Origin of the sequence: Streptococcus infantis (assembly GCF_047464215.1) — a bacterium.
GTDB lineage: Bacteria > Bacillota > Bacilli > Lactobacillales > Streptococcaceae > Streptococcus > Streptococcus infantis_P.
The window spans coordinates 1-21406 of sequence record NZ_JASHCG010000021.1; the positions used below are offsets into that span (position 1 = coordinate 1).

The 21406-nt window shown below is 39.8% G+C and carries 19 protein-coding genes, 1 other RNA gene and 1 pseudogene; 3 read left to right on the forward strand and 18 right to left on the reverse strand.

All coding sequences use genetic code 11. The features are described from left to right. Positions 1–607 precede the first annotated feature (607 nt). From QM469_RS09695 to QM469_RS09775, 17 genes and pseudogenes are all read right to left on the reverse strand, one after another. On the reverse strand, positions 608–829 hold the full coding sequence (locus QM469_RS09695) for a hypothetical protein (RefSeq protein WP_049549518.1): 222 nt from the start codon (positions 827–829) through the stop codon (positions 608–610). Between the two features lie 192 nt (positions 830–1021). Beyond that, positions 1022–1688 (reverse strand): annotated as a pseudogene (locus QM469_RS09700) (DNA alkylation repair protein). Continuing rightward, on the reverse strand, positions 1689–2321 hold the full coding sequence (locus tag QM469_RS09705) for a response regulator (protein WP_373114888.1): 633 nt from the start codon (positions 2319–2321) through the stop codon (positions 1689–1691). It abuts the pseudogene before it with no gap. A gap of 11 nt (positions 2322–2332) precedes the next feature. Continuing rightward, the gene (locus QM469_RS09710; protein ID WP_414276713.1) at positions 2333–3331 is read right to left on the reverse strand and encodes a sensor histidine kinase; all 999 of its coding nucleotides are present in this window, start codon (positions 3329–3331) and stop codon (positions 2333–2335) included. After that, on the reverse strand, positions 3328–4026 hold the full coding sequence (gene liaF / locus QM469_RS09715; RefSeq protein WP_414276714.1) for a cell wall-active antibiotics response protein LiaF: 699 nt from the start codon (positions 4024–4026) through the stop codon (positions 3328–3330). Before liaF ends, QM469_RS09710 begins: the two co-directional genes overlap by 4 nt. A 94-nt stretch (positions 4027–4120) precedes the next feature. Then, positions 4121–5122, reverse strand: a complete 1002-nt coding sequence (gene fni, locus QM469_RS09720; RefSeq protein ID WP_414276715.1) for a type 2 isopentenyl-diphosphate Delta-isomerase — start codon at positions 5120–5122, stop codon at positions 4121–4123. Beyond that, positions 5100–6113: a phosphomevalonate kinase gene (locus QM469_RS09725; protein WP_414276716.1), complete on the reverse strand. Its 1014-nt coding sequence runs from the start codon at positions 6111–6113 to the stop codon at positions 5100–5102. Before QM469_RS09725 ends, fni begins: the two co-directional genes overlap by 23 nt. Then, positions 6100–7053, reverse strand: coding sequence for a diphosphomevalonate decarboxylase (gene mvaD, locus QM469_RS09730; protein WP_414276717.1), 954 nt, complete (start codon positions 7051–7053; stop codon positions 6100–6102). Before mvaD ends, QM469_RS09725 begins: the two co-directional genes overlap by 14 nt. Next, the gene (gene mvk / locus QM469_RS09735; protein ID WP_414276719.1) at positions 7035–7913 is read right to left on the reverse strand and encodes a mevalonate kinase; all 879 of its coding nucleotides are present in this window, start codon (positions 7911–7913) and stop codon (positions 7035–7037) included. The genes mvaD and mvk overlap by 19 nt, the downstream gene beginning before the upstream one ends. A 122-nt stretch (positions 7914–8035) precedes the next feature. Next, a complete protein-coding gene (gene cbpJ / locus QM469_RS09740; RefSeq protein WP_414276720.1) occupies positions 8036–9085 on the reverse strand; it encodes a choline-binding protein CbpJ in 1050 nt (349 codons plus the stop codon). 229 nt (positions 9086–9314) lie between these two features. Continuing rightward, on the reverse strand, positions 9315–10004 hold the full coding sequence (locus tag QM469_RS09745) for a response regulator transcription factor (RefSeq protein ID WP_414276721.1): 690 nt from the start codon (positions 10002–10004) through the stop codon (positions 9315–9317). An 11-nt stretch (positions 10005–10015) separates the two neighbouring features. After that, positions 10016–11440, reverse strand: coding sequence for an NADP-dependent phosphogluconate dehydrogenase (gndA, locus tag QM469_RS09750; protein WP_414276723.1), 1425 nt, complete (start codon positions 11438–11440; stop codon positions 10016–10018). Between the two features lie 76 nt (positions 11441–11516). Continuing rightward, complete coding sequence (mapZ, locus tag QM469_RS09755; protein WP_414276724.1) at positions 11517–12980, reverse strand: cell division site-positioning protein MapZ; 1464 nt, start codon at positions 12978–12980, stop codon at positions 11517–11519. Between the two features lie 12 nt (positions 12981–12992). Continuing rightward, positions 12993–14150 (reverse strand): THUMP domain-containing class I SAM-dependent RNA methyltransferase, encoded by a 1158-nt coding sequence (locus tag QM469_RS09760; protein WP_414276725.1) that lies wholly within the window; start codon positions 14148–14150, stop codon positions 12993–12995. Between the two features lie 81 nt (positions 14151–14231). Beyond that, positions 14232–14612, reverse strand: an RNA gene (rnpB, locus tag QM469_RS09765) — RNase P RNA component class B. An 18-nt stretch (positions 14613–14630) separates the two neighbouring features. Beyond that, positions 14631–14960 carry a cell division regulator GpsB gene (gene gpsB, locus QM469_RS09770; RefSeq protein WP_414276726.1) on the reverse strand — a complete coding sequence of 110 codons (330 nt, stop codon included), beginning with the start codon at positions 14958–14960 and terminating at the stop codon, positions 14631–14633. 69 nt (positions 14961–15029) lie between these two features. Beyond that, the gene (locus QM469_RS09775; RefSeq protein ID WP_414276732.1) at positions 15030–15557 is read right to left on the reverse strand and encodes an SLOG family protein; all 528 of its coding nucleotides are present in this window, start codon (positions 15555–15557) and stop codon (positions 15030–15032) included. A gap of 67 nt (positions 15558–15624) precedes the next feature. On the opposite strand from QM469_RS09775, the gene recU reads away from it, so the two are divergent. Further along, positions 15625–16221, forward strand: coding sequence for a Holliday junction resolvase RecU (recU, locus tag QM469_RS09780; protein ID WP_414276727.1), 597 nt, complete (start codon positions 15625–15627; stop codon positions 16219–16221). Beyond that, on the forward strand, positions 16218–18380 hold the full coding sequence (gene pbp1a, locus QM469_RS09785; RefSeq protein ID WP_414276728.1) for a penicillin-binding protein PBP1A: 2163 nt from the start codon (positions 16218–16220) through the stop codon (positions 18378–18380). Before recU ends, pbp1a begins: the two co-directional genes overlap by 4 nt. A 340-nt stretch (positions 18381–18720) precedes the next feature. Here pbp1a and QM469_RS09790 read toward each other — a convergent pair whose 3' ends face one another. Continuing rightward, positions 18721–20703, reverse strand: coding sequence for a peptide ABC transporter substrate-binding protein (locus tag QM469_RS09790; protein ID WP_414276729.1), 1983 nt, complete (start codon positions 20701–20703; stop codon positions 18721–18723). A gap of 202 nt (positions 20704–20905) precedes the next feature. Between QM469_RS09790 and QM469_RS09795 the strand changes: the two genes are divergently transcribed. Continuing rightward, positions 20906–21388, forward strand: coding sequence for an S-ribosylhomocysteine lyase (locus tag QM469_RS09795; protein WP_414276730.1), 483 nt, complete (start codon positions 20906–20908; stop codon positions 21386–21388). Positions 21389–21406: the final 18 nt, after the last annotated feature.

Below are 21406 nucleotides of genomic sequence, written 5' to 3' on the forward strand. Positions count from 1 at the left end.
GTTTTAGGAACTTTGACAACTTTAAGAAACGAATTTTCATCGCTCTGAATATAAAAATGGAGAGGACAACGATTGTCCTCTCCAGATGTTAGCTTTTATTCAACCCACTACAGTTGACAAAGAGCCACCTTTTAAGACACAAAATTTCAAAAAAACAGAAAATTTACATTAAGTTTTCAGAATGAAAGAAAAAATATATGAATGGAGTTTTTATCAAAGAACATGAGTAACCCTAAATATTCTTGAATCTTTTACTACTCAAGAAAAATCAACCTACACTTTTTATTGACAAACCACTTAAGAAAGATGCTAGTCCAAGTATATATTTTTAACAAGACAATCGATAGACCTTCTTATGTTCTAGGAGGGTAAGGAAAGAGTTTTTAATGAATCCCATACTATAGGTGATCGCACACTAAAAATTTTTGCTTTTTTTGATTTTATAGGCTTAAAATGGTGTTTTCTTTTAAAAATTATGAGATAGCACCGAGGGATGCCATCGATTACACCTGTGAGAGTCAAATATAGTAGATTGAAATAAGATATGAACAAAGAGATTAGAAAAGTCAAAGTAATTTCTAGAAATATTTTTAGCAGTCATAGTGTACTATTCCAGATTCAATCCACTATAAAAGGACTTATACTCTTCGAAAATCTCTTCAAACCACGTCAGCTTCACCTTGCCGTAGGTATGGTTACTGACTTCGTCAGTTCTATCCACAACCTCAAAACAGTGTTTTGAGCTGACTTCGTCAGTTCTATCTGCAACCTCAAAGCAGTGCTTTGAGCAACCTGCGGCTAGCTTCCTAGTTTGCTCTTTGATTTTCATTGAGTATTAGTCTTCTAGCATACTGAACTAAATCCTTGGTCTAAATCATTTGTCTCTTTTTGCAGTCTGAACAACAGCGCTAGGCTCATTTGACAGACATCCTTCTCGAGATGATACTCTCTACTATTCTTGTTGTTAACAAGTTCTACTAGCTACCGCCTATTATGGTTTTTTCTGGTTAGAACCGAGTTTTTAGGACTTCTTGAGGTACTTGCTTGCTTCTTTGATACTAAGTTCAGCCATTCTTTCCTTGTTTTTTTCGATGAAACTTGCTACCCATTCTGGATTGGTCTTAGAGTAGTCTCTTAGAGCCCAGCCGATGGCTTTATTGATAAAAAATTCTGTCTGGTCCAGATTGTTTAGTAGGATTTTTTCCATCAGTCGGACATTCGTTTTTTCTTTTCTTAACAACTGGTGGTCAATAGCGACTCGTCTCAGCCAGATATTGTCTGATAGGCTCCATTGGAGGATTATTTTCTCCCAATTCCGGCTTGTCATACACCAAACTCCCTACTACTCGATCTAGAATATCTATCGTATCCCACCAGGATTTGGTCACGACCAGACGCTCAAGCTTAGACAAATCGCTCTCTGTTAGATAAGATTGCATAGCTTTCAAATAGTTGGCGCCCACATACTGGTATTCTCTTGGCTTCTTTTCCCAGCAAGTGTCCACAAAATCCCAATCGATGATCTTTGTTTTTTTCTCGCTTGGAAAGTATTTTCTATAGAGCGCATTTCTTTCAAGTGCCGCAATACCTAGGAAGGAAAATTGCTGGCGCATATAGGCTTCCATAGGCTCTGCCTTTATCAGATCTTTTGCCGCTTCTAGCTCCACAAATAAATCTGCTAAACTCATCTAGAAGTCCTCATGCCCTACCAAGTGATGCTGAAAGGCATAGACTGCTGCCTGGGTGCGGTCGCTAACCTGAAGTTTAGCAAGAATGTTGGAGACGTGGGTTTTAACTGTCTTAAGGGAGATGAAAAGTTCATCAGCAATACGTTGATTTTCATAGCCCTTGGCAATCAGTTGAAGGACATCGCGTTCACGCGCAGTCAGCTCTTCATGTAATTCAATATGATTGCGGTTGTATTCTACCTTCTTGCTCACCTCTTGTTCAATAGCTAGCTCTCCAGCCGCCACCTTACGAACAGCGTGTAACAATTCATCTGCACTGGACGTCTTGAGCATATAACCCCTAGCTCCAGCATTCAAAACCGGCATGATTTTTTCATTGTCTAGGTAAGAGGTCACAATCAAGATTTTAGCCTCTGGCCATTCTTTGAGAATAGCTAGAGTTGCGTCAATCCCATTGACTTCAGGCATGACAATATCCATGACAATCACATCTGGCCTAAGCTCCAAGGCCATGGAAATCCCCTCCGCGCCATTGGTTGCTTCTCCGACAACTTCTACATCATCTTGTAGTTCAAAATAACTTTTTAAACCAAGACGTACCATTTGGTGGTCATCTACTAATAATAGTTTCATCTTACTTCCTCTTATCTATCCAAATCAAACAAGGGAATGCGAATATCCACTGCCAAACCTTGCTTGGGAGCTGTTAATAATTGTATAGTCCCAGCCATATCTTCCACTCGTTCTTTGATATTTCGCAGACCATAGCTCAGTTCATCAACATCATCCAGCTGAAACCCACGCCCATTATCTGCGACCTTCAACTGTAATTCCGTTTCCGTTTGATAAAGGTAAACATCTAGACAGGAAGCTTGTGCATGACGAAGTGTATTACTAATCAATTCTTGGACAATACGGAAGACATGTTCCTCAATCTTTTTAGGCAATTCGTCTACCTGATATTTAAAGCTTACCTTCAGCTCACTTTTTTCTTCTAGCTCTTTGAGGAGTAGCTGAATCCCCTCCACCAAGCTTTTTTGTTCCAGTTCTATCGGTCGCAAATGTAAGAGTAGGATACGCAAATCTCTCTGGGCTGTCTCCAAAATAGCTGTCACACTCTGGAGTTGTGTCTGCATCTTCTCTTTGTCTAATCTGGAAGCTTGTTGACTGAGTCCTGATAAAATCATATGGGCAGCAAAAATTTCTTGACTGACTGTATCATGCAAGTCACGTGCGATTCGCTTGCGCTCCTTTTCAATAATCACTTCTTCTTTGACCAAGGCCTGATTGTCTGCTTTTTGAATAGCTTCTGTCAACAAACCGAGCTTACCTGATAAGTTTCTAAAACTTGCATCTAAGTCAGCATCTCCCAGACTTTCAATATCTTTGCCAGCTAGCAGACGTTTAAGATTTGCTTGGATTCTTCTCCTTGAAATTTCATCAACAATTGTCCAGAATAAGACTAATAAAAAGGCCAGAGCAGCACTAAACATTAAAGCCAGAAATAAGACTTTTTCTGTCTTTTCTAAATCTTGGAAGAGAGAAGTCCACTCCAAATCCAGAACTTTAAAAATGCTTCGAAATAGAAAAGCAACAAAGAGAAATGAGGTGAGTCCAATTAAAATATAGGGTTGCTTTTTCATCCTCTCACCACCTCAACATCTCCAACCATAGTTGTCAAAAGAATCTTAACACTCTTAGGACTCTTGAGATAGTCTCTCGTTTCTTGATGAAATTGCTCATTACGCAAAGCACGTTTAGGCTGGTCAAAAAAGGTTAAGTCTCCATACAGAGAATTGACACTAAGGCTGACTTCAACATCCACTGGTACGATAATTCTTGTCGTACCCACCAGTTTTCTCAAAATGATGACATTATCATGATTGCTCAAAATCACATGCTCTAGATGAATGGTATCCTTCCCCATAAGGCGAAAGAGATTGATATCATCAAAACGACAGGTCTGATAGCTTGAGAAGTGATGAAGACTTCCAAACCAGCGATTTTTCTCCCTCTTTACTGTCACTACTTCTTCAAAGAACAGATTGGTTTCTTCTCTTTCCTGGTTCATCATAGGATAAAGCAGGAACAGGCTGTATATCAAGGCCACAAAGATAGCTAAAATGACAAAGGGATTGAGCATGATGATAAAGAAAAATAGGATGCTCACCGCCACTAAAATAAAGTTATTCCCCTGTTTTCCAGTATAGTATCGAATCAGCAGTAAAAACAAGAGCAAAATCAGTAGAAAACGGGAAAAATGCTCTGATACCATCATAATCAGAGCTCCTGTCAATAAACAAGCTTCAATAAATAGAAAAATTTGAAATTTTCGCATGTAACCGTCCTCTCTATGTTATTGTATCACAAAACCAAAAAGTCACATCAGTCTGAGGAATGATAAAAAGACCGGGACTAAAATCCCGACCTCCTTATAGTTGATCTTTTGCTTCTTTTAATTTCCCATAAAGGAGATAGTCGACCTGCTGCAAATCCTCAATCCTTGCACAATTAAGGGCACACATAATCAAGCGTAGGTCTTCCTTCCAGCTTTCAACAATAGAGATAACGACATCTACTGGGTAGTTTTCGACCAACTCTAACATGGTGCGTGATAGCCCAACTGCCCTTGCTCCAAAGACCAAGCATTTGATAATATCTAGTGGATTGCGAACCCCTCCGCTTACCAGAAGCTCTATTTTATCTTTCCAGTCTTGGGCATTGATAAGAGCCTGCATAGTTGATTGCCCCCAATAATTGAGGTAGTCCCGTTGCCCGCTACGACGGTTTTCGATATAGGCAAAGCTGGTTCCCCCACGACCAGACAAATCAACCGTACGTATGCCTATCTCGTATGCCTTAGCAATGGTCTTCACATCCATGCCAAAGCCGACTTCTTTTAAAACAAGTGGCACAGAGATTTGTTCAGCATAATCTTTCAGATTATGTTGCCACAATCTAAATTGACGTTCACCCTCTGGCATGAGCAATTCCTGCATGACATTAACATGAACTTGTAAGAGAAGGGGATTCATCTCTTTCACTGTTTGTAGACCCAATTCAACTGGCTTGTCCAAGCCAATGTTGGTTCCAAGAAGGAGGTCAGGGTAACTAGTTTTGACTAAAAAAGAGTCATCTGAAGGATCCTTAAGAGCAGCACTGTAAGAACCTGTTACAAATAAAATCCCACAAGCCTCAGCCACCTGGGCTAATTTTTGATTGATTTCTTTCCCCTTTTCACTCCCACCTGTCATGGCATTGATATAAAAAGGAAAGTCCCATTTTCGCCCTGCAAATTCTGTCGAAAGATCAATTTCATCTAAGTCATATAAGGGTAGCGAGGAGTGAATCAATTCCACTTCATCAAAACTATTATAAGTACTGTTTTGTTCAAGGGCATAGCGGATGTGTTCATCCTTCCGATTTATCGTCATGTCCCATCCTTTCTTGATACAAGAGCTCAATTCCTAAATCAGCCCAGCGTTTTTTCAGTAATGTGGTCGAATCTTGGCCAAAGCTAAGTGCAATCCCACAGTCTCCTCCACCAGCACCACTACTCTTAGCAACAGCTTTTAAGTCTCTACTGGCATCTTTTAATTGTCTGAGCGAAGGTGTGTAAATATCTGAACTCAAGCCTTCTAAAAGTCGGCTGGCTTGTCCCAGCAAGTCAATAATGGTTTCTTCTTGACCTACCTCCAAAGCCTTTACCAAATTAGCTACTGTTTCTTTTGAAGCCTGTAAAAAGCTAGCGTTCATATTATCCTTGATTTGCTTGACCATATGACTTGATACAGCCACTTCCTTGGTCCAACCAACCAGAAAATCAAATTTCAAAGCTGGTTCAACACTCCTAATAGAAAAGCCCCAGTCACGTGCTAATACAGCTTGCAGTTCTTCTTTTTCTAGCCATTGTGCCACTTTCTCACGGTCAAATGACTGATAGAGGACGAGGTCTTCTGATACGATACAGGCAATATCCCCCATGGAGCCATTGTCCCCACGTTTAAGAAGTACAGCACTCGCCAATTTAAACAAGAGTTCTCTGTCAGCTAATCTTTCATAGAAGGTAAGCATGGCCTTGATGACCAAGACAACTACACTGCCACTAGAACCCAGGCCGAACTTCTTGCCCTCACGCTCCATTTTCCCACGAATGTCTAGGGAGAAAGGCTGTAGTTCAACTCCTTGAGCAGTCAGGTATTCCTCTACTATGGCAACTGTTTCTTGAATCAAGGCATAAGAAGAATCCGGTCGCAAATCTACACTATAGGAAAACATATCTGAGTAGAGTCGATAAACATCAGACGCTTTAATCTCAGCCGTCATATAGATAGGAATTGCCTTGATTAAGGCTAATTGACCTGACACTAAAATGGCATATTCACCAGCCCAATAGAGCTTCCCACAAGTTTTAACAATCGTCATCTTGGCTCAAATCCTTTGTTTTCGAAACGATTAAGCGATAGCGTTGACCTAATAGTTCTGATAGATGTTCCAAGTCTTTTTCTAAACAAAGAACCTTTACATTAGGCCCCGCATCCATAGTAAAGTAGCAAGATTCACCTTGTTCTCTAAGCTGACGAACGAAATCCATAGCCTCATAACTCGCATCTGTCAGATATGAGAAGGATGGAGTTGCTGTCTTTGTCGTCGCATGCATAGCTAGAGCATTCTTCTCTGTTAATTCCCCAACTTTTTTAAAGTCATTTTCCTTGAGGTAGACTAACATATCCTTGTAATCTTGTTCAGATTGACGAATCCACTCATCAAAAGTCGTAGAAGTTTCGACACAGAGCTTCATCCCATCTCGACTGGAAATTGGTTTTTTCTGGTCTTCCAAGACCAACATAATCATAGCTAGTTTCAAGTCAGTTTCGACAGGATAAATCTCTCCACTATCCTTGTCCCAGGCTGCCAAGGGGCCATAAAAACTACGAGATGAAGATCCTGATGCAAACTTAGCTTCTAAGGCCAACTCTTTACGATCTAATCCTAATTGGAAATAGGCGTTGCAGGCTTTGACCAGGGCAGATAAACCACTGGAACTTGAAGAAAGGCCTGCTGCTGTTGGCATATTGTTCTTGGTATCGATACGAACAAAACCTGCTCCTTCAGGACGGTAGCGGTCAATGATTTTACCCATCTTGACATGCTCAGCTTCGTTTTGCAACTGACCATTGATGTAGAAAGCATCCGAGCTTGCATCTGCTGGTAAAGGTGAAAGTGTCGTCTCCGTATACATATTTTCTAAGGTTAGAGAGATACTGCTAGTCGCAGGAACCATCTCTTTTTCTGCTTTCTTACCCCAATATTTGATAATAGCAATATTGGCATAGGAACGTACTGTTACAGGCTTTCGATCCATGTCTGAACAGCTCCTTTCTCTTCTAATCTTTCTGCTAGTTCTTGCGCTTGGCTGACATTAGCAACCAAGGCGATAATGCAGCCTCCTAGACCACCACCACTCATCTTGGCACCTAGAGCACCATGTTCAAGGGCAGTTTCAACCAAGGCATCTGCCTCAGGGCTACTAACTCCGATTTCTTTTAGATTTCCATGAGCTTTGGTTAGAATTTCTCCCAACTTCACGGCATCTTTTGTTTTTATTGCTTCTTCTGCTTCTTGGGTCAACTCTCCTAGCGCATGCAAGAAAGGTAAGGCATCCTTGCCCTTACTCTGCACGACCTGGATAGCTTCACGAGTATGTCCATAAACTCCAGTATCTGCAATGACCAGATAAGCTGACAAATCCATGACTAATTCTTCAAAACCAACATTCTTGATAAAACGGATAGGTTGGTCACTAAGACAGGTCTTAGCATCCAATCCGCTAGGATTCATATGGGCAATCATCTCCGCCCGATTGACCAAAATTTCTAATACATCATGCGGAAGTTCCGCTTGGTAATAATCAAATATCGCTCGAATGGCTGCAATGCTAATGGCTGCTGAAGACCCCATTCCCCGCTTTTCCGGAATAGCCGAGGCAATTTGACAACGGATGCAAGCATCTTTGATATTTAGATACTCGAGAGAAGCATACACAGCCATAGACAAGGTGTCCTCTTCAAAAAGACGCCATGGTGTTGCTGCTGGGACTACCCGACAAGTCACCTCTACCTCTAGAAGAGGCAAAGAGATGGCTGGATAGCCATAAACCACTGCATGCTCTCCTATTAAAATAATTTTACTATGTGCCTGACCGACACCAACTTCTTTTGTCATTTAATCCTACTATCAGATGAAAATCATCTGTTTCTAGATAAAATTTTAGAACTTTATTCCTTTCTATTTTATTATATTTTCACAAAAAAAGCGATTGTTTCCTTCACAATCGCTTGTTTTCATTACTGAACCCACTCGCCATTATAGTTGACGTAGTAGCCACCTACAGTAGTATTCACAGCCAAGGCACCTGAACTATAGGCATAGTACCATTTACCATTAACTTGGAACCAGCCTGTCACCATAGATCCTGACGAACGAAGATAATACCAAGCATTATCGACATAAATCCAGCCAGTTTTCATATCACCGTTTTGAGCATCTAAATAATACCAAGTTGAACCTTCTTGATACCAACCTGTAGCCATAGCACCTGATGAACGGAGATAATACCATTTATTACCGACATAAATCCAATCTGTTTTCATATCACCGTTTTGAGCATCTAGGTAATACCAAGTTGAACCTTCTTGATACCAACCTGTCGCCATAGCACCTGATGAACGAAGGTAGTACCATTTGTTACCAAGATATTGCCAACCTGTTTGCATTGCAGCAGTTGTTGGATCGAGATAGTACCAAGTTGAATTGTCGTTAATCCAACCAGAACGTTTCTCACCACCAAGGTAGTCTTTCCCTGAAGAACCTGTTTTTGCTAGGTAATACCAGTTAGACTGATCGTAAAGCCAACCTGTTTTTAAAGAATGGTCTTGATCAAAGTAATAGTATGCTAATTTAAGAACTTCAGGACCCTCAAATCCTTCACCATGCTTTTTGCCAACAGTTAACGAATCCTTAACATCTAATTGTTGCCAGCCAACAAACTCTTGTAGTACGCCATCTTGATTAAAGTAGTACCATTTTGACATTGGCATATATTCTAATCTGATACCATTTGGGTAAGGACCAATGGTACTACCTTTATCTGGCATGGGAATATACTGCCATCCAATAACCATTTCACCATTATAGTCAAAATAATAGTACTTGCCATCAATCACTCGCCAGTAGGTTTCTTTGAGATCCCCCTTCTTGTAGTAGGTTCTACCATTTTCTTGAACAAATTTCCAGCCTTCTGAATCAGCATCATCCGCAAATACTGTACTAGTTGCTAACAGACCAACGAAGAAGACTGCTAGACTGACTTGCATCATTTTTTTCAAAAATTTCATTCTTTTATCCTCCAAAATGATTATAGCAAATGTTTTTATTTTTGTCAATATATTAAATTTAAACCAACAATAATCTACGCAAAGTTTGCTTTAAACTTGAAGTTAAGACTGACCAATTTGTTTAAAAAATAAACTGATAGACAGTACAGCCAAGCCTCATGAAATTTTCGATAAAGATGTTCGTTTATTTAAAGATCAAAAAAAGCAGTTACATAACTGCAACTGCTCTCTATTCTTGCATGGTGTAACCAACACCACGCACGGTTTTAATGTAGCTTTTTTGACCTTTTACATCAAGCTTACTACGTAGATAACGGATATAGACATCCACAATATTTGTTTCTGTCGCACTTTCATACTTCCAGACACTTTCCAACAACTGCTCACGAGTCAGAACTTTCTTGCTTCCCATAAGAGTAGCCAAAAGGTCATACTCACGACGGGTCAGAGCAATCATCTCCTCGCCACGATAGACTGTATGTTGTTCAACATCCATACGCAGATTGCGATAAGCTGTCGGAACTTTCATCTGACTACAGTGTTGGTCGATGAAATCTCGACCTCGGAAGATAGCTGAAATACGACTGACCAAATCATCGATAATGATTGGTTTATAGATGTATGAAACAGCGAAACGCTGGATTGTTTCAAGTTGGTCTTGCAATTCTTCTCGATGGTCCAAGACCATGATAACCGAAGCTGGCTTGGTTCGACTCAACTTATCTGCAAAATCCTGGGCTGTCATATCCCCTAGATGAGCATTCAGTAAAATCAAGTCATAGTCTGTCTGAAGAGCCATGGAGAGGGCTTTTTGTCCCTCTTCTACCTGATCAACTCGGTATTGCTCTTTTTGGAGTTCCAGACTTAAAAAATGAGCTAGATTTCTTTCTTTCTCAAGTAATAAAATCCGTTTCCCCATGGCTGACCTACTTATTTTTCGTCATACCAAGAGTAGTGGAAGGTTCCTTCTTTGTCTTTACGTTGGTAAGTGTGGGCACCAAAGTAGTCACGTTGTGCTTGGATCAAATTAGCTGGAAGATCAGCTGAACGGTAGCTATCAAAGTAAGTAATAGCTGCTGAGAATGTTGGTACTGGTACTCCAGCTTGAACAGCAAGAGCTACAATATCACGAACAGATTGTTGGTACTTAGCAGTTACGTCCAAGAAGTACTCATCCAAAAGAAGGTTAGTAAGATCTGCATCACGGTTGTATGCATCTGTGATCTTTTGCAAGAAACGTGAACGGATGATACAGCCATCGCGCCAGATAGATGCGATGTCCGCAAATGGCAAGTTCCAGTTGTTTTCTTTAGAAGCTACACGCAATTGAGCAAAACCTTGTGCATATGAGATGATTTTTGAAAAGTAAAGGGCTTGACGGATTTTTTCAATCAACTCAGCCTTATCTCCTTCAAATTTGAAAGCAGCTGGTTTTGGAAGCACCTTGCTAGCATGTACACGCTCTTCTTTGTAAGTAGAGATGTAACGCGCAAATACTGACTCAGTAATGAGTGACAATGGCACACCAAGGTCAAGCGCTGATTGGCTAGTCCATTTACCAGTTCCCTTGTTACCTGCAGCATCAAGAATGTAGTCTACGATTGGTCCATCTTGACCTTCATCGTCTTTGCGTCCAAGGATATCAGCTGTAATTTCAATCAAGTAGCTGTCCAATTCACCCTTGTTCCACTCAGTAAAGATTTCAGCCATATCTTGAGCTGAAAGACCTAACAAGTGTTGCATCAAGTCGTAGCTTTCTGCGATCAATTGCATATCACCGTACTCGATACCATTGTGGACCATTTTTACATAGTGACCAGCTCCATCAGGACCGATGTAAGTTACACATGGTTTTCCATCTTCTGGTGCTTTAGCAGAGATTTCTTCAAGAACATCTGCTACCAAGTCATAAGCTTCTTTTTGTCCACCAGGCATGATTGAAGGACCTTCAAGGGCACCTTTTTCACCACCAGAAACACCTGTACCGATAAAGTTGATACCTGAGTTAGCCAATTCTTCATTACGACGAATAGTATCTTTATAGAAAGTATTCCCTCCATCGATCAAGATATCACCTTTATCCAAGTGTGGAAGAAGGGCTTGGATGGTCGCATCTGTACCAGGTCCTGCTTGAACCATAAGCATGATACGACGTGGTTTTTCAATTGAGTTTACGAAGCTTTCGATATCATAGCTTGGCACGAAGTTTTTATCAGGGTGGCAAGCAATTACATCTTCAGTTTTTTCTTTACTACGGTTATAAATAGCAACTGTATAACCACGAGATTCAATATTAAGGGCAAGGTTACGACCCATTACGGCCATACCAACAACACCAAAGTTAGCTTTTGTCATGTGACACTCCTCTTGTTTAATATGTTTTATTTTATCATGTTTATCTGTGAAAAGAAAGAATTTTGTAACAATTTGACTAGTAGTCTAAATCATCCGCATGTCCAGAACCATTCCCTACAAAGTAACCTGTCTTACAATTAAGGGTAAAGAGATAGGTACCATCTGGTTTATAAAGATTATAGTAGCCATTACCATTAACAATATTCACAGGTTCCAAAATGTATTGGTTACCCGTGATGTAGCCACGCGCACGCGAAGTCTCAAGAATGCGTTCAAGGACACCATCTGCAAAAGTCCAAGCAGGATTACTACTATCACTTACAGCAGCTTGATTATACGGTACTCGACTGACACTTCTTTGTAGGTTCACACCATTGCTTGCTAGTCCACTATTTAGGATATTATTTGCTGAGGCTGTTTCACCCGCTGAAGTTGATGCATTAGCAGAGCTGCTAGCATTGCTTTCAGTTGCTGAGTTTGACTCTGTTTGGCTTGATGAGCTTGCTTGACTACTACTTGAGCTTGTAGAACTTGAAAGTTGACTCTTACCGAGACTAATAGCCTTATCTAGCAGTTTATCAATCTCAGTATTCCCAGTCTTAACTTCGGTAAATTTGGCATCTGCCTTTACTTTAGCATTTGTATTTAGAACACCATCTGTGATAGCTGGTGTTTCAAATTGAGCATTAACATCTTGTACCGCTTTGATTTGTGTTTCAAGACTATCGTATTTTGATTTGGCAAGAGTATGCTCACTAGCTCCCTCAAGTTTATCTAAAAGTTCTTTGAGCTGATTCAGTTGACTAAACTGACTATTTTTTAGGGCAGTTTTATTCTCATCAGTATAAAAAGTATCATAGAGACTGTTAAATTGATTGATAATTGCTTGATTACTTACCAAACCTGCATCAGATGACTGAGACTGAATTTCTTGGGAAGAACGCGTAATTTGACGATAAACGTAGTAGCTACCCCCAATAATCAAGACAATAATCGCTAAAAGAGCTGACAAGATGACCCACAGCTTTTTATTTTGTGGCTCATCTTCTGCTTGAGCAGAGCGAGATAAGGATTGATATTCCTCTTGCAAAGCATCATCATCCTCGACCACAAGGGGCTCAGTTACAGGTTCCACTAGGTTTTTATCCATAAGTAAGATTTCCTCTAGTGGCGGAAGGATGAATTCTTGACCTTCTATTCCCTCTTCTTCATCAAACTTCTCTGATTCAGAAACTTCTTCTACTGGTTCTGTCTCTTCATCAATCGTTTCTTTAGCTTCTTGGATCAAATCATCTAGACTTTGAAGTTCATCTTTCTTCGTCTGAATGTTTGTAAATTTATCAGCTTCAATTTCTTCACGGTGTTGTTTAATGTATTTATCCAAAATCGTATCATCAGGAGTTACTCCTGCTTCGATTTCTTCATTTTTTCGAATAACTTGTCCAACTGTTAGATCCTTAGCTTCCTCAAAGTCAAACTGAGGTTCTTGGGAGATTTTCTCCGGTTCTAACAATTCTTCTTTTTTATCCTTTGGATCCATGGCAGCTCCTTTCTAATCTGTCAAATTTCTTTTGACACGTTGACCAAAATATTGATACAAATCAACTTTCAAAGTACCATTATAGAGTTTTCGTTTTTTATCTGCCTGACTACCATATTTACTTTCAAAGGCTTCATCACTTGTCAGAATAAACTTACTCCAAGTTTTGAGTGGTTCAAAAACCTCACCCATTTCAGCATAAAGTTTAGTTACTCCTGCATCATCTGACAGACGTTCTCCATATGGTGGGTTAGAGATAATAACTCCGTTAATCTTATCCGTACGCAAATCCTGCACACGCATCTGTTTAAAGAGAATATCTCCAGATACTCCTGCTGCCTGGGCATTGGCCTTGGCAATTTCTACCATACGACCATCAATATCACATCCCATAATATCCAGTTCAATCTCTCGATCTATCTGCTTACTAGCTTCAGTTCTGACTTCTTGAATCAAGCGATCACTAACCCAGTTCCATTCTTCAAAGGCAAAAGAACGACGCAAACCAGGCGCCATCTTGCGCGCAATCATAGCCGCCTCAATACAAAAAGTTCCCGAACCACAGGTTGGATCAATCAAAGGCTTATCAGGGTACCAGTTAGAAAGTTGCAAAATCGCAGCTGCCATATTTTCTTTGATCGGAGCTCCACCTTTTTCAGTACGGTAACCACGTTTAAAAAGACTTGACCCACTTGTATCAATCATAAGAGTCGCTACATCTTTCAAAATGGAAACTTCAATCTTGAACTCTGGACCATTTTCCATGAGAGGAACGCCCTCTGGTCGTGCATAATGTTTTTGTAATTTCTTAACAACTGCCTTCTTAGAAATCGCCTGCACACTTGGCTCATTGTGTAATTTTGACTTGACACACTTAGCCTTGGCAATTGGGAAACGTGCTCCAAGCGGGAGATAGTTCTCCCAATCTAAGGCAAAAACACCTTGAAAGAGTTCTTCAAATGTTTTTGCAGGAAAAGTTCCCACGACGATTTTGATTCTATCCGCAGCTCTTAGCCACAAGTTTGTTTGGATGATTGCTTTCACATCACCTTGAAAACGGACACGACCGTTTTCAACCTGACAATCGTAGCCCAAATCTCTTACTTCACGCCCAACTACAGCTTCCAAACCCGCCGCAGCAGTCGCAATTAAATTAAATGTTGTTTTCATTTCAGTCTTTTATAGACCTTTCTTTATTCACTTTAAAAAATGAGGTTGAGAATATATCTCAGCCCCAACCTATATGCAATTTTCTATAAGCCATGTTTTGTTCCAGAAGTGACTAGGACCACTTCCTTCGATAATCATCTGTCTACCACTAGCAGCTCTAGCTGATAGCAGTCAGAGTACTACGTTCGTTTCCGCGCACTCCATGCCCCGACCAAAATTTGGGTTGCTAGCTTGAGGGGTTTACCGCGTTCCACTCTCTCTGTTTCCAGAGAGACTCCGTCACTGTGGCACTTTCAAGTCTACTCTGACATATCCTAAGACTTAGCCATTTCAACTGCCGTAACGATTTCTCGTCCCTAGGCTTATGGTTTCGCCTAGCACAAACACTACAGGCATCACAGCCTGTGCTAGCATGGACTTTCCTCATGAAAAGAAATTCTCTTCACGCGATTATCCAAAAATTGCACAACAGAAGTATTCTTAGAAATCAGAATTATCCAAGATTTGTTTGCCAAATACTTCTTTTTCAAGACGATTCAAACGTTTCAAAATATCAAAGTTTGTCATAGAAGTCGTACTTCCATGATCTGCTGGTTCAGAAGTTGCTGATGTCACTTGAGGTTTTTTAGCCAATTCCTCTTTAAGCTCCGCGATTTCTGAACGGAGTGACTTCACTAATGCTGCATAAGTTTCATAATCCTTGATGACATCATCCAAAAATCCATCAACCTCTGCTTTACTATATCCACGTACTTCTCTTCCAAAGTCCTGTTCAAAAATATCTTTTGCTGTAAAAATAATACTTGCCATGTCTCTCTCCATTCTCAGTTGCTAGTATTATTATATAAAAAAAGGCAAACAAAAAGCAAGGTCAAAGGCTCAATTTTCGGAAAAATTTTCAGCTACTTCGTTTAATTCCTCAAATGTTAATATTTTTGTAATATAGTTGTCTTTCTTTTTCATCAGTTCGTAAACATACTTCAGTTTTGTTTCATTTTCTTCATCATAAAAAAGATAGGCTCCATCTGTATTTTCAAGTAAGAAAAGTTGATAATCTCGTAATTGACCCTTGTGCTCGTAATTTGGATAGGCGTACTTAACAAAATCAACTTGTTTAAATTCACTCAGTTTGACCTGATTTCCCTCATTCCAGTTTTCCCCATGAGTTTCGAAATCAAAGATAGTCGCAAGTTGGAAACCAAAGTCACCTTTCATATCTCTGGCTATCTCTAAAACCCAGTGTTCAAATCCCAGAGTTCCCGTAAATACCAACCATTTCAACCCTTCGTCTGCCATTTTTTCCAAATCTCTACGAATGGCTTTTTTAATAATTTTTAAACGAATATCTTTGTCATTAAACAATCCTAAATCAAAGCTAGAATAGCCTAAAACCAAGGCTGTATGCATTTTTTCACCCTTTCTGTTCACTTTTATGGTATAATAGAGTGATGTTATTGTACCAATAAGGAGAATTATGGTCAACTATCCTCATAAACTTTCATCGAAAAAAAAACAAGAAGTCACCTCACAAACTAAAAATTTCGCAAATCGTGGGATGACCTTTGAAAAGATGATCAATGCTACAAACGATTATTATCTGACACACGGTTTAGCTGTTATCCATAAGAAACCAACTCCTGTTCAGATTGTCCGCGTAGACTATCCGCAGCGTAGTCGGGCTAAGATTGTTGAAGCTTATTTTAGACAGGCATCGACTACCGATTATTCTGGAGTTTACGAAGGGTTTTACATCGATTTCGAAGCTAAGGAAACTAAGCAAAAACATGCCATTCCGATGAAGAACTTCCATCCTCATCAGATTCGGCATATGGAACAAGTCCTTGAACACAAAGGGATTTGCTTTGTCCTTCTTCATTTTTCTTCTTATCAAGAAACGTATTTATTGCCGGCACTTGACCTCATCCGTTTTTATCATCAGGATATGGGGAAAAAGTCAATGCCGCTTGACTATATCAAAGAATTCGGTTATGTGATTGAGCAGTCTGCTTTTCCACAAATTCCTTACCTTGATACAGTCAAACAACATTTACTAGGTGGTAAAACAATATGAACAAACAAACTATCTTGCGCATCGTTAAATACCTCAGCATTGTTACGATTAGCTTATTTATCGTAGCTTTCCTACTTGGCGGTGGTGTATTTCTTCACTATGCAAACAAGGCTCCTGAACTCTCTGAAAGCAAACTTGTTGCAACTACATCAAGTAAAATTTATGATAGCAAAAATGAACTCATCGCAGATTTAGGTGCTGAACGTCGTGTCAATGCTCAAAGTAGTGACATTCCTACTGATCTTGTCAATGCGATTGTCTCTATCGAGGATCATCGCTTCTTTAACCACAGAGGAATTGATAGCATTCGAATAGCAGGAGCTTTCCTACGTAACCTCAGTAGTAATGGTGGTCTTCAAGGGGGATCAACCTTGACCCAGCAGTTGATTAAGCTGACTTATTTCTCAACATCAACAGCTGATCAAACTCTATCCCGTAAAGTTCAAGAGGCTTGGTTGGCTATCCAGCTAGAGCGAACTGCAACTAAGCAAGAAATATTGACCTATTACGTCAATAAGGTCTACATGTCAAATGGTAACTATGGTATGCAGACAGCTGCGGAAAACTATTATGGTAAGGACCTCAAAGACTTGTCCATCCCACAACTTGCACTCTTAGCAGGTATGCCACAGGCTCCCAACCAATACGATCCCTATTCTCATCCTGAAGCAGCCCTTGAAAGACGAAACCTCGTTTTGTCAGAAATGCAAAAACTAGGCTACCTTACAGCCGAGCAATATGAAACAGCAATCAATACCCCGATCACAGATGGACTTCAAAGTCTAAAATCTGTTAATAGCTATCCACAGTACATGGATAACTATCTTAAAGAAGTTATTGACCAAGTGGAGCAAGAGACAGGTTATAATCTATTAACAACAGGTATGGAAGTCTATACAAACGTCGACCAAGAGGTACAAAAACGCCTTTGGGATGTTTACAATACAGACGAATACGTTGACTATCCAGATGATGACCTTCAAGCTGCTTCTACTATCGTTGATGTTACAAATGGTAAAGTCATCGCTCAACTTGGTTCTAGACACCAATCAAGTAATGTTTCATTCGGTATCAACCAAGCCGTCGAAACAAACCGTGACTGGGGTTCTACTATGAAACCTATCACAGACTACGCTCCTGCACTTGAGTACGGAATCTTCGACTCTACTGCAGCAACGATTAATGATGCCCCTTATAACTATCCTGGAACAGACATTCCTGTCTATAACTGGGATAAGACCTACTTTGGAAATATCACTCTCCAGTACGCAATTCAACAATCTCGTAACGTACCAGCCGTTAAAACACTTGAAAAAGTTGGATTAGACCATGCTAAGACCTTCTTGAATGGTTTAGGAATTGATTACCCATCAATGGTATACGCAAATGCTATCTCAAGTAATACAGTTGAATCTCATAAACAGTACGGAGCAAGTAGTGAAAAAATGGCTGCTGCCTATGCCGCCTTTGCTAACGGCGGTATTTATCACAAACCAATGTATATCAATAAAGTTGTCTTTAGCGATGGCAGTTCAAAAGAGTTTTCAGATCAAGGTACTCGCGCCATGAAGGAAACAACCGCCTACATGATGACAGAAATGATGAAAACCGTATTAACATACGGAACTGGTCGTGGAGCCTACATGTCATGGCTTCCACAAGCTGGTAAAACTGGTACTTCAAACTATACAGACGATGAAATTGAGAACTACATTAAGAACACTGGGTATGTTGCTCCAGATGAAATGTTCGTAGGATATACCCGTAAGTATTCAATGGCCGTTTGGACTGGTTACTCAAACCGTCTTACTCCAATCGTAGGAGATGGATTTAGAGTCGCTGCAAATATCTACCGCTCAATGATGGGATATCTGTCAGAGGATGATCATCCTGGTGATTGGACAATGCCTGAAGGTTTGTATCGTAACGGAGAATACGTCTTTAAGAACGGTGCTCGTAACAGCTGGATTCCACAGTCAACTCAAGCAAGTTCGACAACAGAGAGCTCAAGTTCAAGTACAACTTCAACAACTGAAAGTCCAATCTCTTCGAATGATAATACGAATGGCACTACCAATCCAAATGCCTCAGTACCAAACACAACTACAAACAGTCAACAACAAAATCCAGCCCCACAAAATACACAAGGGCAGCAATAAAATATAAAAAACTGAGGATTTATTCTCAGTTTTTTGTATGCAGTTTTTTATGGTGGAATCTTAATTTCTACCAGGTCAAACTGTTTAAAAATATGTAGAGAAACAACTGAACAGGTTAAATATCTCAATCGCAACCTTATCCCCAACACAAATCAAATAGTCGGGAAAACTGTTTAAAATTATAGATAAAAGATATCTTACTTTTATGTAATACTGGAGCGTGACTTAGAATGTCTGTTCTACTACTTCAATGCAGTGCTTGAACTAATAACCAAAATGTCAAACTGATGTCTCAGGAATGATATCAAAAAGGCCAGACTTTTTGTCCGACCTCTTTTTCTTATTTTACATGTTTTGCAAGATCTTCTTGCGCTTTTTTATTAGATTCTTCTTTTTCTTTCTTCCATTTATCTTGAGCTTTTTGATATTCATCAGCAGTTACTGGTTTATCTTGAAGTTCAAGGTATTTGTACAAGAGAGCTTCACTTGTTCCCTTATTACCTGAGTAAGCAAATGGAAGTGTGAATGGCACCATCTTAGACAACATTGGACGACCAGTTTTAGAAGTTGTTGGGATGATCAAAGCACTATCTGTCAACCAAGCTTGGGCAGCAGCATATTTATCATAACGTTTTGAAACGTCAGTGTCTTCATTTCCAGCTTCAACAACCATCTTTTCGTAATCTTCCAAACCAACTTGTTTGGCAGCAGCATTGTTTGTACCAGCATCAAATCCTAGGTAAGTCTTAGTATTTTCACCTACTGATGGTTTGATGATATCAAGGTAAGTAGATGGGTCGATGTAGTCCGGAGACCAACCAACGTTATCTGAAAGGTCCCAATCTTCTCCAGCAGCCGTTTCAGCAAAGTAAGTAACATTGAGGACTTCATCTTTTTGAAGTTGTTGGATATCAATAACGACATTGTCAGTTCCTAATGTTGCTTCAAGCGATTGTTTCAATGATTGAACACGTTGAACTTTTGTAGTATTGGTTTGGTCAACTGGCATATCCAAATGAATTGGGAATTGAACACCCTCCGCTTGGAGAGCTGTCTTAGCCTTAGCAAACTCTGCTTTTGCTTTTTCAGGATTGTAAAGACCGTCTTGAGCGTCTTCTAGATTAACATCTTTCCACTCATCACCATAGGTCACTAATTTTTCCTTAACTAAGTCACCAAAGTTTTTACCATCTGCTTGAACAAATGTTGGTGGTACGAACAAGTTACGAAGGAGTTTGCTTGCTCCACTTGCTCCATTAACTTGAGAAGCATAAGCTGTTCTATCAAAACCAAAGGCGATGGCTTGACGGAAGTCTTTGTTAAGAAGAGCTTTCTTAGTTGAAGTCTTTTGCTCGTCTGTAGTCTTAGAAGTATATTTGTAAGACTGACGGTCAATATTCGTACCGACTAAGAAAGTTGTAGAATCTTGTGTTGTATAAACGATGTTATCCTTAAACTCTTTTTCAAGTTCAGAGTAGCTTCCACTTGTTGGGAAGAGAAGGGCCATTGAGAAGCCGCCATCCTTAAAGGTTTCTGCAAGTTTGTTATTGTCTTGACCATCCCAGAATGAAAGTTTTACTTTATCAATATGAACATTGTCCTTATCCCAGTAGTTTGGATTCTTTTCAAATTCTACTGAAGATTTTGCTACCAATGATTTCAACAAGAAAGGACCATTATAAAGGATACTGCTTGGATCTGTTGCTTTAGCAAAGTCACTTCCTTTAGAAGTAAGGAATTCTTCATTGACTGGTGCAAGAATTCCCATGGTTGTCTTAGAGTTCCAGAAGCTTTCTGGTTTGTTCAAAGTGTATTGAACTGTTTGATCATCTACAGCCTTAATTCCAACTTCTGAGAAGTCTTTAACTTCACCTTTTACATAAGCATCCAAACCTTTAATAGATTCTTGAACAAGATAAAGGGCTTCTGACTTATTGTCAGCCGCATACTTAAGACCTGTTACAAAGTCTTGCGCTTTAACTGGTGCATACTCTTCGCCTTCAGAAGTGTACCACTTAGCATCTTTACGAATCGTGTAAGTGTAAGTCAACCCGTCTTTAGACACTGACCAATCTTCTGCCAAAGATGGCACGAAGTTGCCGTAGCGGTCATTCTCCATCAAACCGTCAACGACATTACTTGTGATATTAGCAACCGCAGCCTTACCAGTTGTCAGATAGTTGAGACTATCTGGATCTGTTTCATAAACATAAGAAAAAGTTTTCTCACCCTTTGCACTAGAGCCTGAACCTGAACAAGCTGCCAAAACACCAGACGCTAACAGAGTCACCCCTGCTAGGGCCATTACTTTTGAAAATTTCATAATAAACTCCTTTATGACTTTTTATACATTATAATCCCTTTTCAGCCAAGTGTCAATACAATTTTCAGAATTTTTTAAATTGATTTAAAAATATTGTTATGAGAAATTTTTCTAAAAACCAGCTGAGAAAAAGTTCTTTTATTGACAGTTCTCAAACAAATCTTTATGATATAATGAAAGAAGAAAAACGAAAGGAAATACCATGTCAAAAGAAGTTATTGTTGAAAGTTTTGAACTTGATCACACCATTGTCAAAGCACCTTATGTCCGTTTAATTGGGGAAGAAACAGGTCCTAAGGGAGATATCATTTCTAACTTTGATATTCGCTTGGTTCAACCAAATGAAGATTCTATCCCTACTGCGGGGCTCCATACTATCGAGCACCTCTTGGCTAAGCTGATTCGTACTCGCATTGACGGGATGATTGATTGTTCACCATTTGGGTGTCGTACAGGTTTCCATATGATTATGTGGGGACGTCATACTAGCTCAGAAATCGCTGCTGTCATCAAGGATTCACTAAAGGAAATCGCTGAGACTACAACTTGGGAAGATGTCCCAGGGACTACCATTGAATCTTGTGGCAACTACAAGGATCATAGCCTTTTCTCTGCTAAGGAATGGGCAAAATTGATTCTTGAACAAGGAATCTCAGATGATGCCTTTGAGCGTCATGTCATTTAACAAAAAGGAACCAATTTT

Bases quoted from the DNA above. Each gene is read 5' to 3' on its own strand.
- QM469_RS09695 (WP_049549518.1), bottom strand. From the start codon at position 829: ATGAAAATCAAAGAGCAAACTAGGAAGCTAGCCGCAGGTTGCTCAAAG.
- QM469_RS09705 (WP_373114888.1), bottom strand. From the start codon at position 2,321: ATGAAACTATTATTAGTAGATGACCACCAAATGGTACGTCTTGGTTTA.
- QM469_RS09710 (WP_414276713.1), bottom strand. From the start codon at position 3,331: ATGAAAAAGCAACCCTATATTTTAATTGGACTCACCTCATTTCTCTTT.
- liaF (WP_414276714.1), bottom strand. From the start codon at position 4,026: ATGCGAAAATTTCAAATTTTTCTATTTATTGAAGCTTGTTTATTGACA.
- fni (WP_414276715.1), bottom strand. From the start codon at position 5,122: ATGACGATAAATCGGAAGGATGAACACATCCGCTATGCCCTTGAACAA.
- QM469_RS09725 (WP_414276716.1), bottom strand. From the start codon at position 6,113: ATGACGATTGTTAAAACTTGTGGGAAGCTCTATTGGGCTGGTGAATAT.
- mvaD (WP_414276717.1), bottom strand. From the start codon at position 7,053: ATGGATCGAAAGCCTGTAACAGTACGTTCCTATGCCAATATTGCTATT.
- mvk (WP_414276719.1), bottom strand. From the start codon at position 7,913: ATGACAAAAGAAGTTGGTGTCGGTCAGGCACATAGTAAAATTATTTTA.
- cbpJ (WP_414276720.1), bottom strand. From the start codon at position 9,085: ATGAAATTTTTGAAAAAAATGATGCAAGTCAGTCTAGCAGTCTTCTTC.
- QM469_RS09745 (WP_414276721.1), bottom strand. From the start codon at position 10,004: ATGGGGAAACGGATTTTATTACTTGAGAAAGAAAGAAATCTAGCTCAT.
- gndA (WP_414276723.1), bottom strand. From the start codon at position 11,440: ATGACAAAAGCTAACTTTGGTGTTGTTGGTATGGCCGTAATGGGTCGT.
- mapZ (WP_414276724.1), bottom strand. From the start codon at position 12,980: ATGGATCCAAAGGATAAAAAAGAAGAATTGTTAGAACCGGAGAAAATC.
- QM469_RS09760 (WP_414276725.1), bottom strand. From the start codon at position 14,150: ATGAAAACAACATTTAATTTAATTGCGACTGCTGCGGCGGGTTTGGAA.
- gpsB (WP_414276726.1), bottom strand. From the start codon at position 14,960: ATGGCAAGTATTATTTTTACAGCAAAAGATATTTTTGAACAGGACTTT.
- QM469_RS09775 (WP_414276732.1), bottom strand. From the start codon at position 15,557: ATGCATACAGCCTTGGTTTTAGGCTATTCTAGCTTTGATTTAGGATTG.
- recU (WP_414276727.1), top strand. From the start codon at position 15,625: ATGGTCAACTATCCTCATAAACTTTCATCGAAAAAAAAACAAGAAGTC.
- pbp1a (WP_414276728.1), top strand. From the start codon at position 16,218: ATGAACAAACAAACTATCTTGCGCATCGTTAAATACCTCAGCATTGTT.
- QM469_RS09790 (WP_414276729.1), bottom strand. From the start codon at position 20,703: ATGAAATTTTCAAAAGTAATGGCCCTAGCAGGGGTGACTCTGTTAGCG.
- QM469_RS09795 (WP_414276730.1), top strand. From the start codon at position 20,906: ATGTCAAAAGAAGTTATTGTTGAAAGTTTTGAACTTGATCACACCATT.